Annotated in this window: 12 protein-coding genes; 5 read left to right on the forward strand and 7 right to left on the reverse strand. The window is 74.0% G+C overall.

Annotated elements, in window-relative coordinates; all coding sequences use genetic code 11:
- Positions 1–214: 214 nt before the first annotated feature.
- From OG617_RS14545 to pdhA, 4 genes are all read right to left on the reverse strand, one after another.
- Complete coding sequence (locus tag OG617_RS14545; protein WP_201753571.1) at positions 215–352, reverse strand: hypothetical protein; 138 nt, start codon at positions 350–352, stop codon at positions 215–217.
- A gap of 221 nt (positions 353–573) precedes the next feature.
- On the reverse strand, positions 574–2,064 hold the full coding sequence (locus OG617_RS14550; RefSeq protein WP_405102127.1) for a dihydrolipoamide acetyltransferase family protein: 1,491 nt from the start codon (positions 2,062–2,064) through the stop codon (positions 574–576).
- Complete coding sequence (locus OG617_RS14555) at positions 2,061–3,050, reverse strand: alpha-ketoacid dehydrogenase subunit beta (protein WP_405102129.1); 990 nt, start codon at positions 3,048–3,050, stop codon at positions 2,061–2,063. Before OG617_RS14555 ends, OG617_RS14550 begins: the two co-directional genes overlap by 4 nt.
- Positions 3,050–4,234 carry a pyruvate dehydrogenase (acetyl-transferring) E1 component subunit alpha gene (pdhA, locus tag OG617_RS14560; RefSeq protein WP_405102131.1) on the reverse strand — a complete coding sequence of 395 codons (1,185 nt, stop codon included), beginning with the start codon at positions 4,232–4,234 and terminating at the stop codon, positions 3,050–3,052. The genes OG617_RS14555 and pdhA overlap by 1 nt, the downstream gene beginning before the upstream one ends.
- Positions 4,235–4,732: 498 nt before the next feature.
- Here pdhA and OG617_RS14565 point away from each other — a divergent pair, with 498 nt between their 5' ends.
- Together OG617_RS14565 and OG617_RS14570 are read left to right on the forward strand one after the other, a co-directional pair.
- Positions 4,733–5,485: a hypothetical protein gene (locus OG617_RS14565; RefSeq protein ID WP_405102133.1), complete on the forward strand. Its 753-nt coding sequence runs from the start codon at positions 4,733–4,735 to the stop codon at positions 5,483–5,485.
- Positions 5,475–6,215 carry a phosphoesterase PA-phosphatase gene (locus tag OG617_RS14570; RefSeq protein WP_405102135.1) on the forward strand — a complete coding sequence of 247 codons (741 nt, stop codon included), beginning with the start codon at positions 5,475–5,477 and terminating at the stop codon, positions 6,213–6,215. Before OG617_RS14565 ends, OG617_RS14570 begins: the two co-directional genes overlap by 11 nt.
- Positions 6,216–6,346: 131 nt before the next feature.
- On the opposite strand, the gene OG617_RS14575 is transcribed toward OG617_RS14570, so the two are convergent.
- The 3 genes from OG617_RS14575 to OG617_RS14585 are packed head-to-tail and all read right to left on the reverse strand — an operon-like array spanning position 6,347 to position 11,152.
- A complete protein-coding gene (locus OG617_RS14575) occupies positions 6,347–7,564 on the reverse strand; it encodes a hypothetical protein (protein ID WP_405102137.1) in 1,218 nt (405 codons plus the stop codon).
- Between the two features lie 52 nt (positions 7,565–7,616).
- On the reverse strand, positions 7,617–9,308 hold the full coding sequence (locus OG617_RS14580; protein ID WP_405102139.1) for a GTPase: 1,692 nt from the start codon (positions 9,306–9,308) through the stop codon (positions 7,617–7,619).
- A complete protein-coding gene (locus OG617_RS14585; protein WP_405102141.1) occupies positions 9,305–11,152 on the reverse strand; it encodes an ABC transporter in 1,848 nt (615 codons plus the stop codon). Before OG617_RS14585 ends, OG617_RS14580 begins: the two co-directional genes overlap by 4 nt.
- A gap of 195 nt (positions 11,153–11,347) precedes the next feature.
- Between OG617_RS14585 and dnaK the strand changes: the two genes are divergently transcribed.
- From dnaK to dnaJ, 3 genes are all read left to right on the forward strand, one after another.
- A complete protein-coding gene (gene dnaK / locus OG617_RS14590) occupies positions 11,348–13,219 on the forward strand; it encodes a molecular chaperone DnaK (protein ID WP_405102143.1) in 1,872 nt (623 codons plus the stop codon).
- A 45-nt stretch (positions 13,220–13,264) separates the two neighbouring features.
- A complete protein-coding gene (gene grpE / locus OG617_RS14595; RefSeq protein ID WP_405102145.1) occupies positions 13,265–13,996 on the forward strand; it encodes a nucleotide exchange factor GrpE in 732 nt (243 codons plus the stop codon).
- Between the two features lie 78 nt (positions 13,997–14,074).
- Entirely contained in the window at positions 14,075–15,262 is a 1,188-nt protein-coding gene (gene dnaJ / locus OG617_RS14600; protein WP_405102147.1) for a molecular chaperone DnaJ, read from the forward strand.
- The last annotated feature ends 23 nt before the right edge of the window (positions 15,263–15,285 follow it).

The following is a 15,285-nucleotide window of genomic DNA, read 5'->3' on the forward strand; positions in this document are numbered from 1 at the left end:
GGGAGCACCGGCCGTCACTGCGCGTTGCCGAACCGTGTCGAGCAGCATCTATCGGCGCGACGGGTCCGGACGTGCGGTTGACGACCGATCCCCACCGTACCGGGCGGTGCCGCGAGGCGGAATCCCGGTGTCAATCGGTCCGAAACGCCGACGACCCGCCCGGGGGTGACCGGGCGGGTCGTCGAACTGGAGGAGGAGAGAAAAGTGCGGGGCGTCAGCTCACGTGACGCTGGGCGATGGCGAGAAGCTCGTCACGGACCGCAGGCGAGTTGGCGGAACGCAGCGCGTGCTCGATGGCGCGGGCACGGCGGTTGGCGTCGCGGCGGTTGCGGATTCGCTCGATCATGCTCATCTGGGTCTCTCCTCATAGCTATTCGGTTGTCAGCCCCTGATGTGTCCATTGAAGCGCATGGAGGACGGAGAATCCATCGATTAGTAGGTGAGCTGAGACACTTGCCTAAGGATCGTAGGCCAACGAGGCCCTATTCATGGGTTTTCTTCTGCCAACGGCAACGGCCGGTGTGCCGGGCGTTCACCCGTGGCACACCGGCCGTGGCTGGTGTCGGCTAACCGTCAGGTCCAGGCGAGCAGCGCCGCCTCCGGGTCGGTCAGGAAGTCCCCGATGTCGCGGAGGAACTTCGACCCGAGTTCACCGTCGATGATCCGGTGGTCGAAGGACAGGCCAAGCGTGGTCACCTGACGCGGACGGACCTTGCCCTTGTGCACCCAGGGCATCTCACGGACCGCGCCGAAGGCCAGGATCGCCGACTCGCCCGGGGGCAGGATCGGCGTGCCGGTGTCCACCCCGAACACCCCGACGTTGGTGATCGTCAGGGTGCCGCCGGACATGGCGGCGGGCGTGGTCCGGCCAGCCTTGGCCGTCTGCACCAGGTCCGTCATCGCGTCCGCCAGCTCGCGCAGCGACAGCCGGCCGGCGTCCTTGATGTTCGGCACGATCAGCCCGCGCTCGGTGGCCGCCGCGATGCCCAGGTTGACGTAGTCCTTGACGACGATCTCGTCGCCGGCCCATGTCGAGTTGACCATCGGGTGCCGCCGCACCGCGAGCAGCACCGCCTTGGCCACCAGCAGCAGCGGCGAGACCCGGACGTCGCGCCACTCCCGCCGGCCGCGCAGCCGGTCCAGGGCCTTCGTCGCCCGGGTGACGTCGACGGTCAGGAACTCCGTCACGTGCGGGGCCGTGAACGCCGAGCGGGACATGTTCTCGGCGGTGAGCTTGCGTATCCCCTTGACGGGGATGCGCTGCTCACGGTCCGCGCCGAAGCTCGCCGCCGCCGTGGTCGGCGCCGTCACCGTCAGCGGCTCGGCCGCCGTTGCGGTGCCGCTCGCCGCCCGCTGTACGTCCTCCCGGGTGATCGAGCCCAGTGGGCCTGACCCGGTCAGCGCGGCCAGGTCGACGCCGAGGTCCCGGGCGAGCTTGCGTACCGGCGGCTTGGCCAGCACCGGCCCGCCTGTGCGCGTACCCCCGTGGCCGTTGCCGTTCGTCGACGCGGCGACCACCGGGGCGGCCGGGACCGGCGCCGGAACGGCCGGGGCCTGGGTCGCCGGGGCGGCCGGGGCCTGGGTCGCCGGGGCGGCCGGGGCCTGGGCCGGGACGCCAGCCTTGCGCGGCCGGCGCTTGGCCGTCGTGGTGCGCGGGCCGTAGCCGACCAGGACGGCGGTACGGCCGCCCGGGGCGGGGCCGCCGATCAGGCCCGGCTCGATCGCGCCCTCGCTCGGGGCCACCTCGACCGCCGCCAGCGACGCCGCCGACGGGGTGCCCGTGGTCGACTCCTCGATCGGGCCGGCGCCCGGGTCGGTGTCGATCGCGATGATCGGAGTGCCGACCTCGATCGTGCTGCCCGCCGGGTGGAAGATCGACCGCACCTGGCCGGCCCACTTCGCCGGGATCTCGACGGCGGCCTTGGCCGTCTCCACCTCGACGATCGGCTGGTTCAGCTCGATCATGTCGCCCACCTTGACCAGCCAGGCGAGGATCTCGCCCTCGGCCAGGCCCTCGCCCAGGTCGGGCAGGTTGAACTCCTTGATCCGCGACACGCCGCTCACCACCCGAAGGTCCGGTCGACCGCGTCGAGCACCCGATCGAGGTCCGGCAGGTACTCCTCCTCCACCCGGGAAGCCGGGTAGGGGGTGTCGAAGCCGGTCACCCGCAGCACCGGGGACTCCAGGGAGTAGAAGCACTCCTCGGTGATCCGGGCGGCGATCTCCGAGCCCAGGCCCAGGTTGCCCGGGGCCTCGTGCACGACCACGCACCGGCCGGTGCGCTTCACCGACTCGTACGCGGCGGTCAGGTCCAGCGGGGAGAGGGTGCGCAGGTCGATGACCTCCAGCTCCCGGCCGTCCTCCGCCGCGGAGGCCGCCGCGTCCAGGCAGGTGCGCACCATCGGCCCGTACGCCAGCACGGTCACGTCCGTGCCGGGCCGCGTCACCCGGGCCGAGTGCAGCGGGTACGCCGCCGACAGCGGGGCGTCCAGCTCGACCGGACCCTTCTCCCAGTAGCGCCGCTTGGGCTCCAGGAACACGATCGGGTCGTCCGAGGCGATCGCCTGCTGGATCATCGAGTACGCGTCCTGTGGGTTGGCGCAGGTCACGACCTTCAGGCCGGCGGTGTGCGCGAAGTACGCCTCCGGCGACTCGGAGTGGTGTTCGACCGCGCCGATGCCCCCGCCGTACGGGATGCGGATGACCATCGGGATGCGGACCTTGCCCTGCGAGCGGTAGTGCATCTTCGCCACCTGCGACACGATCTGGTCGTACGCGGGGTAGACGAAGCCGTCGAACTGGATCTCGCAGACCGGGCGGAAGCCGCGGATGGCCAGGCCGACCGCGGTGCCGATGATGCCCGACTCGGCCAACGGGGTGTCGATCACCCGCTGGTCGCCGAAGTCCTTCTGGAGCCCGTCGGTGACCCGGAAGACGCCGCCGAGCTTGCCGACGTCCTCGCCCATGATGATGACCTTCGGGTCGTCCTCCAGGGCCCTGCGCAGGCCGGTGTTGAGCGCCTTGCCGAGGGTGAGCGTCTCCGTGGCCATCAGTGGGCGCTCCCATCGAACGACTCCATGTAGCGGCTGAACTGTGCCCGCTGCTCGTCGAGCTCAGGGGACCCGTGGGGGTAGACGTGGTCGAACATCGTCACCGGCTCGGGGTCGGGCATGGCGAGCACCCGCTCGCGCAGGTGCACCGACTCGGCGCGGGCCTGCTCGTCGAGGGCGGCGAAGAAGTCCGCGTCGGCGATCTTCTGCTTCTCCAGGAACGCCTTCATCCGGGCGATCGGGTCCTTGGCCTGCCAGGCCTCGACCTCGCTGGCGATCCGGTACCGGGTCGGGTCGTCGGAGGTGGTGTGCGCCCCCATCCGGTAGGTGTACGCCTCGATCAGGCTGGGGCCCTGGCCGTGTCGCGCGTTGTCCAGCGCGTGCCGGGTCACCGCGTACGAGGCGAGCACGTCGTTGCCGTCGACCCGGACGCCGGGGAAGCCGAAGCCGCCGGCCCGCTGGTAGAGCGGCACCCGGGTCTGCCGCTCCAGGGGCTCGGAGATGGCGTACTGGTTGTTCTGGCAGAAGAACACCAGCGGGGCGTTGAAGACGCTGGCCCAGACGAACGCCTCGTTGACGTCGCCCTGGCTGGTGGCGCCGTCGCCGAAGTAGGCGATCACCGCCTCGCCGTCCTCGGTCCCGGTCTTGCCGTCCATGTGAACGCCCATGGCGTACCCGGTCGCGTGCAGGGTCTGCGCCCCGATCACGATCGTGTACATGTTGAACTTGAACTCGTTCGGGTCCCAGCCACCCTGGTCGACGCCGCGGAACAGGCCGAGCGGCATGATCGGGTCGATGCCCCGGCAGTAGAGGACGCCGTGCTCCCGGTACGTCGGGAAGGCCATGTCCTGGCTGCGCAGCGCCCGGCCGGAGCCGACCTGCGCGGCCTCCTGGCCCAGCAGGCTCGCCCACAGGCCCAGTTCGCCCTGCCGCTGCAACGCGGTGGCCTCGGCGTCGAGCTTGCGGACCAGCACGAGGTCGCGGTAGAGCCCGCGGTACTCCTCGTCGGTGAAGTCGACGCGGTACTCCGTCCCGTCCGGGCCGAACGCCGTCTCGATGCGCTCGCCCTCGGGCGTAAGCAGCTGTACGAGTTCCGGGTTGCCTGCAGCCGCTGACGCGGCCCGCTTGGAACGGGGTGCGGCCCGCCGGCCGCGGGTGGTGACCCCGGGGTCGCCCTTTGCCATCCGTCTCTCCCTGTCGTGTCTGCGTCGGCGCCGGGGGGTGACCCGTCCGCGCAAATCGTGCGCCGGCCCGGCCGGTGCCGGGCTGGCCTTGGCGGCCGCGCCTAGCCCCGGTGGGGGTTGCCGCGCGGCGTGAGCCGGATCCGTGGGACGAACCCGGTTCGGGAGCGCCGGCGCCCAACCGCGTCTGCCGCGGGTGCGCGGAGGCCGCGGCTGCGTTGCCGTCATGGTCCATATTCGCAGAGGAGGTGAGGGACCCCACAGTACGCCCGCCCAGGTTTCCGGCCGCTGTCGGCTTCGCGGCTCATCGACGGATTTGTCGTAGGCGGTTTCGCGGCCGGGAGGTGGGGTCGGACAAATTGTGTGTCGACACGCTGTGGTGCCTGGTGAACTGACCGTCACTGGTTCAAGCTGATGACGCCGAGCCGCACTTTTCGTGGGCTTATGTCCGCTTATTGCTGCCGCGCCGCCCGTGACCGTGTCCGACGACGAGGAGTGTGCGTGTCCCAGCCAGGTGAGGGTCCGGCCGTTCCGCTGCTCGGTCGGCACCGCGCGGCGGGCGGCTACCGCCGGGTCGTCGGCGCGCACCGCGCCCCCGGCTCCGCCGCCCACGGCCGGGGATACCTCTTCACCGTCGCCCTGCTCGCCGGCACCGCCTCGATGCCGATCCTCGCCGCCGTCAGCGCGGGCTCGGCCACGGTGGGCAGCACGGCGCTGCCGGACAGCGGCACCCCGTTCATTCCCACCCCGTCCGTCGGCCCGGTGGTCGTCCCGCTGCCGGGGACCGGCCGGCCCGGGGCGATCCCGTCCGCCCGGCTGGGCCTGGTCGTGGTGCCGTCGACCGGCCCGTCCGGCCCGGGTCTCGCGCCGCAGGGCCCGGCCCCGCCGACTGACCCCGACCGGTCCGACCCGGACGCGGTACGTGATCCGCCGCCACCGGCGCCGATCCCCCCGCCGGCCCCCCGGCCGCCCACGGCGTCCCCCTCGCCGAGCCCGACCCCGGCGCCACACCCGACGCCGGTGCCGTCACCGACCGACCCGCCGACGCCGGAGCCGACGCCCACGGCCGAACCCACGGTGACGATCTCCGGCTCGACGCAGGCCCCTTCCCCGCCAGGCGACACCGGGCCCTCGACCAGTTCGGAGCCGACCAGTTCGGAGCCGCCCAGCTGGGAGCCGACCACGAGCAGCCCCGGCGCGACCGTCGACCCGGCAGCCCGGCCGCGTGGGACGCTCCGGGGTCGTGGAGCGTGAACCGGATCGGCGGGCAGGTGCGCGGCATCGACTGGAGCGGGGACCGGCCGGCGCGACCGGGGACGGGGCGCTGAGCGGACCGGGCCTCCCGGCCGAGCCTCCGGTCCCGGCCGAGCCGGCCGAGCCGGCTGAGCCGGCCGGGCCAGCCGGGCCGGGCCGGCGGATCGCCCGGCTGGTCACCGAGCTGACCGCCCCAGCCGTCCTGGTGACCCTGCTGACCGTGGTGGTGGCCTGGCACGGAGCCCGGGGCGGGGCCCACGGGTTGGCCTGGGGGCTGCTCGCCACCGTCTTCGCCAGCGGCATCCCGTTCGCGTACATCCTCGGCGGGGTGCGGCGCGGGCGGCTCACCGACCACCACGTCGGCGTACGCGAGCAGCGCCGGCTGCCGCTGCTGTTCGGGCTGGCCTCGGTGGCGGTCGGGTGGGCCCTGCTCGCGGCGTTCGGCGCGCCCCGCCCGCTGCTTGCCCTGGTGGCCGCAGGCGTGGTGGGGCTGGTCGTGGCGGTGACGGTGAGCCACTGGTGGAAGTTGTCGATCCACACGGCGGTGGCAGCCGGGGCGGTGGTCGTCCTGGCGCTCACCTTCGGCGCCCCGCTGCTGGCCGCCGCGCCGCTGCCCGTGCTGGCGGGCTGGTCAAGGGTGCGGTTGCGCGCCCACACGCTCCCGCAGGTGGTGGTCGGTGGCGCCGTCGGCGGGCTGGTCGCCGGCGTCGTCTACGCCGCGCTCGGCTGAGCCGCCGCGCGGACCGCTCCTGACCCCGCAGCCCGCGCGGGCCGTCGGGCAGGGCCGGCCCCCCGTCGGCAAAGCCGGCGACCCCGCCCGGGCGGGGCGCTCAGCGGCCGAGCAGCGGTGCCCCGCCCCGCTCAGGCCCCGTCGTCGGCGAGCCGGTGCCGGTTCGCCTCGATCCAGGCGTCCAGGGCGACCGGGTCGTCCGGGTCAACCCCGTCGGCCATGAGCTGGGCCACGGCCGCGGTGGCCGGGCTGCGCCGCTCCCCTGTCGAGTAGAGCCGGGCGAACTCCGGAACCATCTCCTCGATCGCAGTGTCGGTCCGGGTCGCCGCAGCCTCCGGCAGCCCCTTGCGTCGGGCCGCGTACGCCGCCCAGCCGCGCAGCACCCGGGGGAGCATCGCGGCGTCGTCCATGTCGAGCACGGCCCGCCGGTGCACCCAGTCGAGCAGGAACAGCTCGGCCACCGTGGGGCTCCACCGCAGCGGGTCCGCGTCCGGGAAGCTCGCGGCGTGGTCGAGCAGCAGGCTGAGGCAGAAGTGCAGCGAGGCGAGCCCCGCGTCGTCGGACGGGTCCAGGTCGAACCGGACCGCCTCGGGCGAGGCGAGAAACGCCCGGACCAGGGCGGTCCGCTCGTCGCCGGAGAGCGGCTCGGCACCCCGGGCGGCACGCGCCGGCCGGGGCAGCAGCGCCAACCGCGCGCCGGCCAGCGCACGGTCGGTGGCGAGCGATCCCTCGGCGGGCAGCTCGCCCAGCTCGTCGGTGACCGCGAGGTGCCGGCCGACCTCGCCGTGCAGCCGGGCCGGGTCCTCCTCCCGGAACCAGGTCAACTCGTCGCCGTCGACCATCTCCCGGACCTGGTCGACGATCCGGCCGGCGGGGCCCCCGACGAAGATGTCCTTCGCGATGCCGATGTTGTGGTCGACCAGGGCCACCAGCGCGTGCTCCGGGCCGCCGGCTTCATCGTCGTAGGCGAAGGTGGCCAGGTAGGAGGTCTGGTCGCCGTACACATCGCCGTAGCACCACGTGCCGGTGAGGCGCACCCGGCCGAGCTGCTCGGACCAGGCGGGGGCCTGGGTGCCGGGGTGGACCTTCGCCGCGCCCTCCGCAGTGGGCACCAGGGCCGCGAAGACGGCGCGGATGGTCCTTGCTGCGGCCGTGCGCCGGCGGGTGGTGGCGGCGAGGAAGCCGGAGACGAACTCCCGGAGGGCCTCCTCCCGACCGGTCTCCGCGACGGCGTAGACGCTGCCCAGCAGCGCCGCGCCGAGCATCTCGGCATCGAGGGCGGTGTCGAGCCTGGTCACGTCGCGTGCGGCGTGCAGCACCGCGTCGTAGGGGGTCTGAGGCGTGGCCATGCGTCGACCCTACGCCCGCGGGAGAGCCCCGGACAGTGAAGGCTGACCGGGTTCAGCGGCGCTCGGCGTCCCGCAACGCCTGCCTCGCCTGCCCGTACCGGTCGAGCACCGCCCGGACCGGCGTCACCACGTATTCCCGGCCGACCGCATCGACGGCGGCGGTGAGTCGCCTCTCGGCCCGGCGGCTGGCCCGGCGGGCCGACCACCGCACCACCGGGCGGGTCAGCGCGGCCAGCAGCAGCCCGGCGAGCAGGCCGCCGAGCAGCAACACGGTGGGCAGCGGGGCCTCGCCGACCCGCGGATACTCCAGCGCCGGCAGGCCGAGGGCGCGCAGCGCGTAGCCGAGGGCGAGCCAGCCGAGGCCGGCGACGGCCGCGACCGTGACCAGCCACTGCACCGCGCCGACGAACCGCCACCAGACCGGCCGGCGGTCCATCCCCAGGTCGGCGCCGGCCACCGCGCGGTCCAGCGCGTCCGGCAGGTCGCCCAGCCGGGACCGGGCGGCGGCGGTCACCGCGGTCGCCCAGAGGGCCGGCAGGCCCGCGCCGGACCGGTCGGCCACCGCCCGCACGGCCAGCCCCAGCGCCGAGCGCTGGGCGGCGGTCGGATCCGGTACGGAGGTCGCGGCGACCAGGCTCTCCGCCGGGTCCCCGGCGTCCGCGTCGGCGACCGGGCCGGGCAGGTGCAGCCGGCGCAGCGGGTCGGGGCGCAGCCGCCGCCAGCCCCGCACCAGCGGCCAGCCGGTGCTCGCCACGGCCCGGTGCCGGTACGCCCCCTCGACCGCCGCCGCCACCGCCGGCACGCCGGCCGTCCCGGCCAGCGCCCGGCTCAGCGAACCGACGGTCCCCTCGTCCGGCGCGTCGGCCGGCGCGTCGGCGGCGACCAGCTCGTCCAGTCCGGCGACGACCGCGTCGACGTCCCCGGCGAGGCGCCGCAGCGCGGCCTGCCGCCCGGCGACCGTGCGCTCCAGCGTCCCGCGCAGCTCGACGATCCCGGCCGGGTCGACGGCGGTGGTGGCCAGCAGCGGCACCCCGCCCAGCCCGTCGACGTCGAGCAGCCGGCGCAGGTCGTCCAGCACCCGGGGCAGCTCGGCCGGGGGCAGCCGGTCGGCCTGGTTGAGCACCACCAGCGTCACGTCCCGGTGCCGGTGGAACTCTCGCAGGTAGCTGGTGTGGATCACCCGGTCGGCGTACTTCTGCGGGTCGACGACCCAGACCACCAGGTCGACCAGGCCGAGCAGCCGGTCCACCTCCAGCCGGTGCGACCGCTGCACCGAGTCGAAGTCCGGCAGGTCGAGCAGCACCAGCCCGTGCAGGGCGGACTCGTCGTCGGCGTCCAGCGCGCTCTCCCGGACGAACCGGTGGCGGGGCAGCACGCCGATCCAGTCGAGCAGCCGGTTCGCCCCGTCCAGCGGGCCCCAGACGCAGGCGTGCGCCACGCCGGTGGTGGGGCGGCGCACCCCGACCGTGGAGAGGGTCAGCCGGGCGAGCGCGTTGAACAGGCTCGACTTGCCGCTGCCGGTGGCCCCGGCGAGGGCGACGACGGTGTGGTCCCGGGAGAGCGCAAGCCGGGTGCCGGCCCGCTCGACCAGGGTGTGCGCGGGCACGAGCTGGGCGTCGGGGAGCTCGCCGTCCACCGCGTCGAGGAACCGGCGGACCGCGTCCAGGCGGGCGATCAGCGCGTCCGGGTCGACCCGCTGGTCACCCCGGAGCGCCTCGCGTACTCGGCCGGCGATGTTGGTCATCGGGTCTCGGCCTCCGGGGTCGGTGCGGCGGGCAGGCCCGACACGCCGGCCGTCGCCAGGCCGCTGCGGTGCCGGGCGTCCTCCACCCGGTCGCCCGCGGCGCGCAGCGGGTCGCCGGCGTCCGCCGCCGGGCGGGCCGCCGCGGTGCGGGACAGGAACCGGTCGGCCTCGGCGTCGAGCAGCTCCCGGACCCGGGCCAGCAGGTCGCCCCGGGCCCGGTCGGCCAGCGTACGCACGGCCTGGTCGCCGAAGATCGCCTGGAGCACGGCCTGCGCGGCGACGGTCGTGCCGGCCCCGGTGGCCACCTCCAGCCCGGTCGGGATGAACGCGGTCGAGGCGAACACGGCGATCATCACGGCCAGCCCGGTGGCGTTGACCGCGTACGCGGCGGTGCGGGCCACGAACCGCTTGTCGCCGCCCTCCGCCCGGACCAGCTCCAGCACCCCGCGCTGCCAGTCGCGGACGAGGCGCTCGGCGCGGGTGGGGAGGTCCTCGGCCGGGTGCGCCAGCGGCGGGTCGAGCAGCGCCGCCCCGGCCGGGTGTGCCCGCCACCCGGTGTACGTGTTCTCGGCCGCCTCGGAGGCCACCCCGCGCAGCAGTGTGACGAGCTGAGACTCGATGGCGTTGCGCAGCTCCGTGGCGGGCGCGGGCCGGCCGGTCACCGTGGCCACCAGGCGGTCCCGCAGCCGGCCGATCCTGGCCTCCAGGGTGCGGAAGAACTCGCCGGTGCCGACGAACTCCTGCCAGCGGGCGAGCACCTCGCCGCGGAGCAGCCGGCCGTCCTTCAGCCCCTGCTCCACGGTCCGCTCGGCCCCCCGGTACGCGGCCAGCACCCGCTCGTCGAGGGCGTCGGCGGCGGCGATCTGCTCGTCGGCGGCGTCGGCCAGCCCCGCCACCGCGGGGTGCAGGGCGGCCAGCGCCCCGTCCAGGGTCTGCCGGACGACGGCGGCCCGCGCCCCGGCGTCGGCGGCCAGCCGGGCGAACCAGGTGCTCAGCGGGGCGGTGACCTGGTCCGGCAGCAGGCCCTGGCCGTCCACCCACGTCTCGGGCAGGACGAACAGCGGCGCCGCGCCGAGGCCCTGGTCGGCGAGCATCTCGGCCAGGTGGGCGGCCACTTCGTCGGTCGCCTCCGCCGGCACCCGGTCGAGCACCATCGCGATCACCACGCCCCGGTCCCGCGCGGTGTGCAGCAGCTCCCAGGGGACCGCGTCGGCGTACCGGGCGGCGGTGGTGACGAAGAGCCAGAGGTCGGCGGCGGCGAGGAGCTGCCCGGCCAGCGCCCGGTTGGCGTCGACCACCGAGTCGATGTCGGGGGCGTCGAGGAAGGCCAGCCCGGCGGGGAGCGCCGGGGCGGTGACCAGGTGCAGGGTGCCCGGGTCCTCGCTCGGCTCGTTGGTGCGGGTGAGGCCCGGAAGCAGCTCGCCCTGGCGGAACCAGCCTGAGTCGGTCGGGTTGCACACCAGCACCGGGGAGCGGGTGGTCGGCCGGAGCACCCCGGCGGCGCTGACCCGGGCCTGGACCAGGCTGTTGACCAGGGTCGACTTGCCGGCCCCGGTCGAGCCGCCGACGACCACCAACAGCGGCGCGTCGAGCCGGGCCAACCGGGGCAGGAGATAGTCGTCGAGCTGCGCGGTGAGGCTCGCGCCGATCTGGCGGGCGGACTCGGCCGAGGGCAGGGTGAGCGGGAACCGGGCAGCGCCGATCGCGGCCCGCAGGTCGGTGAGCGCGGCGGGCAGGCCGTCTGCGGTAGGGCCGGACGGGTCCTCCCCGGCGTCCTCGGTGCCGGTACGGGCGGCGACGGCGGGCGAACCGGAGCGGCTAACGGGATCCCCGTGCGTCGTCACCGCTAAAGCGTGCCCGACCGGGGCAAGGGAAGACAACCGGGCTCCCCGGAACGCGAGGTTGCGTCGGGTCGGCTCAACCCGATTTGACGATCGCCGTGGGCGTGGCACTATTGAGTCAAGTTCACTCAACTTGTGGCGAGTGCGCGGCGGGCGGACCCCGTCACCTGCTCCAACGTAAGAAGCGAGGAAGCGAAGATGGCACGTGCGGTCGGTATCGACCTCGGCACGACGAACTCCTGCGTCAGCGTTCTCGAGGGCGGTGAGCCCACCGTCATCGCCAACGCTGAAGGCTCGCGGACGACCCCGTCGATCGTCGCGTTCGCCCGCAACGGCGAGGTGCTCGTCGGTGAGGTCGCCAAGCGCCAGGCGGTGACGAACCCCGACCGGACCATCCGTTCGGTCAAGCGGGAGATCGGCACCAACTGGACCGTCGACATCGACGGCAAGAAGTACACCCCGCAGGAGATCTCGGCCCGGACGCTGATGAAGCTCAAGCGGGACGCCGAGGCGTACCTGGGCGAGCAGATCACCGACGCGGTGATCACCGTCCCGGCCTACTTCAACGACGGCCAGCGCCAGGCCACCAAGGAGGCCGGCGAGATCGCCGGCTTCAACGTGCTGCGGATCGTCAACGAGCCGACCGCCGCCGCCCTGGCGTACGGGCTGGACAAGGGCTCCCAGGAGCAGACCGTCCTGGTCTTCGACCTCGGCGGCGGCACCTTCGACGTGTCGCTGCTGGAGCTGGCCGAGGGCGTCGTGGAGGTCAAGTCGACCAGCGGTGACAACCAGCTCGGTGGCGACGACTGGGACCAGCGGATCATCGACCACCTGGTGAAGACCTTCCGGGGCGAGCACGGCATCGACCTGGCCCAGGACAAGATGGCCCTCCAGCGGCTCCGCGAGGCGGCCGAGAAGGCCAAGATCGAGCTGTCGGCGGCCACCACCAGCAACATCAACCTGCCGTACATCACCGCCGGCTCGGCCGGCCCGCTGCACCTGGACGTGACGCTCAGCCGCGCCGAGTTCCAGCGGCTGACGCAGGACCTGCTGGACCGCTGCAAGGGCCCGTTCGAGCAGGCCGTGAAGGACGCCGGGATCAAGGTCGCCGGCGTCGACCACGTGATCCTGGTCGGCGGCTCGACCCGGATGCCGGCCGTCACCGACCTGGTCAAGCAGCTCACCGGCCGGGACCCCAACAAGGGCGTCAACCCGGACGAGGTCGTCGCCGTCGGCGCCGCCCTCCAGGCGGGCGTGCTCAAGGGCGAGGTCAAGGACGTCCTGCTGCTCGACGTGACCCCGCTGAGCCTGGGCATCGAGACCAAGGGCGGCATCTTCACCAAGCTCATCGAGCGCAACACCACCATCCCGAGCAAGCGCTCCGAGGTCTTCACCACGGCCGACGACAACCAGCCGTCGGTGCTGATCCAGGTGTTCCAGGGTGAGCGGGAGATCGCGGCCTACAACAAGAAGCTCGGCACCTTCGAGCTGACCGGCCTCCCGCCCGCGCCGCGCGGCGTGCCCCAGGTCGAGGTCACGTTCGACATCGACGCCAACGGCATCGTGAACGTGCACGCCAAGGACCTGGGCACCGGCAAGGAACAGAAGATGATGATCACCGGCGGCTCCTCGCTGCCGAAGGACGACATCGAGCGGATGCGCCGGGACGCCGAGGAGCACGCCGACGACGACAAGCGTCGCCGCGAGGAGGCGGAGACCCGCAACCTCGCCGAGGCGCTCCAGTGGCAGACCGAGAAGTTCCTCGCCGAGAGCGGCGACAAGCTGCCGGGCGAGAACCGGGAGCAGCTCAACGAGGCCCTCGGTGAACTGCGCGGCGCGCTCGGCGGTCAGGACATCGAGAAGATCAAGGCGGCCCACGAGCGGCTCGCGCAGGTCTCCCAGCAGGCCGGCTCGCTGCTGTACGCGTCTCAGCAGGCCGACCAGGCCGAGTCGGGCCAGCAGCCGGGCGCGGCGGGCGCTGGCGCCGGCGCCGGGGCGACCGGTGGCGCGCAGGCCGGCGGCGCCGACGACGTGGTCGACGCGGAGATCGTGGACGAGGACAAGAAGTGACGATTCGCCTCGGACGCGTACTCACGGCAGGGATGAGGTAACCGCATGACGGAGAAGCCACGAGCCGCCGACCCGGACTCCACCGGGTCGGCGCCGGGTGGCTCCGCGACCGCCGGGCAGTCCGCCGGCGAGCAGCCGCGGATCGTCGTCCGTGACAATCGCAAGATCAGTACGTCGGAGGAGCCCGCCGCCGCCGACGCCGGGGCGGACGTCCCGGCGGAGGGGCTGGTCGCCGACGCCGAGGTCGTGGTCGACGAGATCGAGGTCGAGGCCGCCTCCGTGGACGGGCCGCCCGTGGTCGACGCCCCGGCGCAGCCGGTGGAGGGCAGCACCCCGGCCCCCGGCGCAGAGCTGGAAGGGCTGCGGGCCGAGCTCGACGAGCGGACCCGGGACCTCCAGCGGGTGACGGCGGAGTACGCCAACTACCGCAAGCGGGTGGACCGGGACCGCGGCCTGGTTCAGGAGCAGGCGGCCGGCTCGGTGCTCGCCGCGCTGCTGCCGATCCTGGACGACCTGGACCGGGCCCGCGAGCACGGCGACCTGGTGGGCCCGTTCGGCACGGTGGCCGAGCAGCTCACCACCGCGCTGGGCAAGTTCGGCCTGAGCGCGTTCGGCGAGCAGGGCGACCCGTTCGATCCGACCCGGCACGAGGCGGTGGCCCACCGGACCTCCGCCGACGTGACCGAACCGACCTGCGTGCAGGTCATGCGCCGGGGCTACCAGCTCGGCGAACGGCTGCTGCGGCCGGCCATGGTCGCGGTGGCCGACCCGGAGTAGTACTGACCCGGGCCGTTCCGTCCGCCCACACCGGGCGGACGGGACGGCCTGGCACGTCCCATGGAAGGGGGTGGACCGGTGAGTTCCAAGGACTGGATCGAGAAGGACTACTACGCCACGTTGGGCGTGCAGAAGTCCGCCTCCCCGGACGAGATCAAGAAGTCGTACCGGAAGCTGGCCCGGGAGTCGCACCCGGACCACAACCCCGGTGAACCGCAGGCCGAGGAGCGGTTCAAGGCCGTCTCCGAGGCGTACGCGGTGCTCGGCGACGAGGCCAAGCGCCGCGAGTACGACGAGATGCGCTCGCTGTTCGGCTCGGGTGCCTTCCGGCGCAACGCCCGGGGCGCGGGCGGGCCCGGCGGGCAGCCGTTCGACGTCTCGGACATGTTCGGCGGCGCGGCCGGCGGCGGTGACCGTCGCTTCGGCGGGGCCGGCTTCCAGGACCTGTTCAGTTCGATCTTCTCGGGCGGCGGGGCAGCCGGCGGCCCGTCCCGTCCGCGTGGCCCCGCCAAGGGCCGGGACATCGAGACCGAGGTGGCGCTCGACTTCGACGACGCGGTCCGCGGGGTGACCCTCCCGCTGACCCTGCGCGCGCCCGGGATCTGCGACATCTGCCACGGCAGCGGGGCGAAGCCCGGCACCCAGCCGGTGACCTGCCAGGTCTGCCACGGCGCCGGGGTGACCACCCGGAACCAGGGGTCGTTCAGCCTCTCCGAGCCGTGCCGCAACTGTCAGGGCGTGGGCACGGTCGTCGAGGAGAAGTGCCCGGAGTGCCACGGCACCGGCGGGGTCACCAAGACCCGCACGCTGAACGTCCGCTTCCCCGCCGGGGTGGCCGACGGGCAGCGGATCCGGCTGGCCGGGCGCGGCGAGCCGGGCGAGCGCGGCGGCCCGGCCGGCGACCTGTTCGTGCAGGTGAAGGTCCGGCCGGACGACCTGTTCGGGCGTACCGGGGACGACCTGACGCTGACCGTGCCGATCACCTTCCCGGAGGCCGTGCTCGGCACGGACCTGCGGGTCCCCACGCTCGACGGCACGGTGACCCTGCGGGTGCCGCCGGGCACGCCGAGCGGCCGGGTGCTGCGGGCCCGCGGCAAGGGCGTGGTGCGCAAGGACGGCCAGGCCGGCGACCTGCTGGTCACGCTCGACGTGGTGGTGCCGGCACGGGTGTCCGACGAGGCGCGGGCGGCGCTGGAGGCGTTCGCCGAGCAGGCCCCGCCGGCCGCCCGGGAACATCTCGACGCCCGGGTGCGTCGGTTCAGTTGAGCCTGCTGGAGTGCGTGCGGAGG

It is taken from the genome of Micromonospora sp. NBC_01412, from assembly GCF_045040215.1.
In the GTDB taxonomy this organism is placed as follows: Bacteria; Actinomycetota; Actinomycetes; order Mycobacteriales; family Micromonosporaceae; genus Micromonospora; species Micromonospora rubida.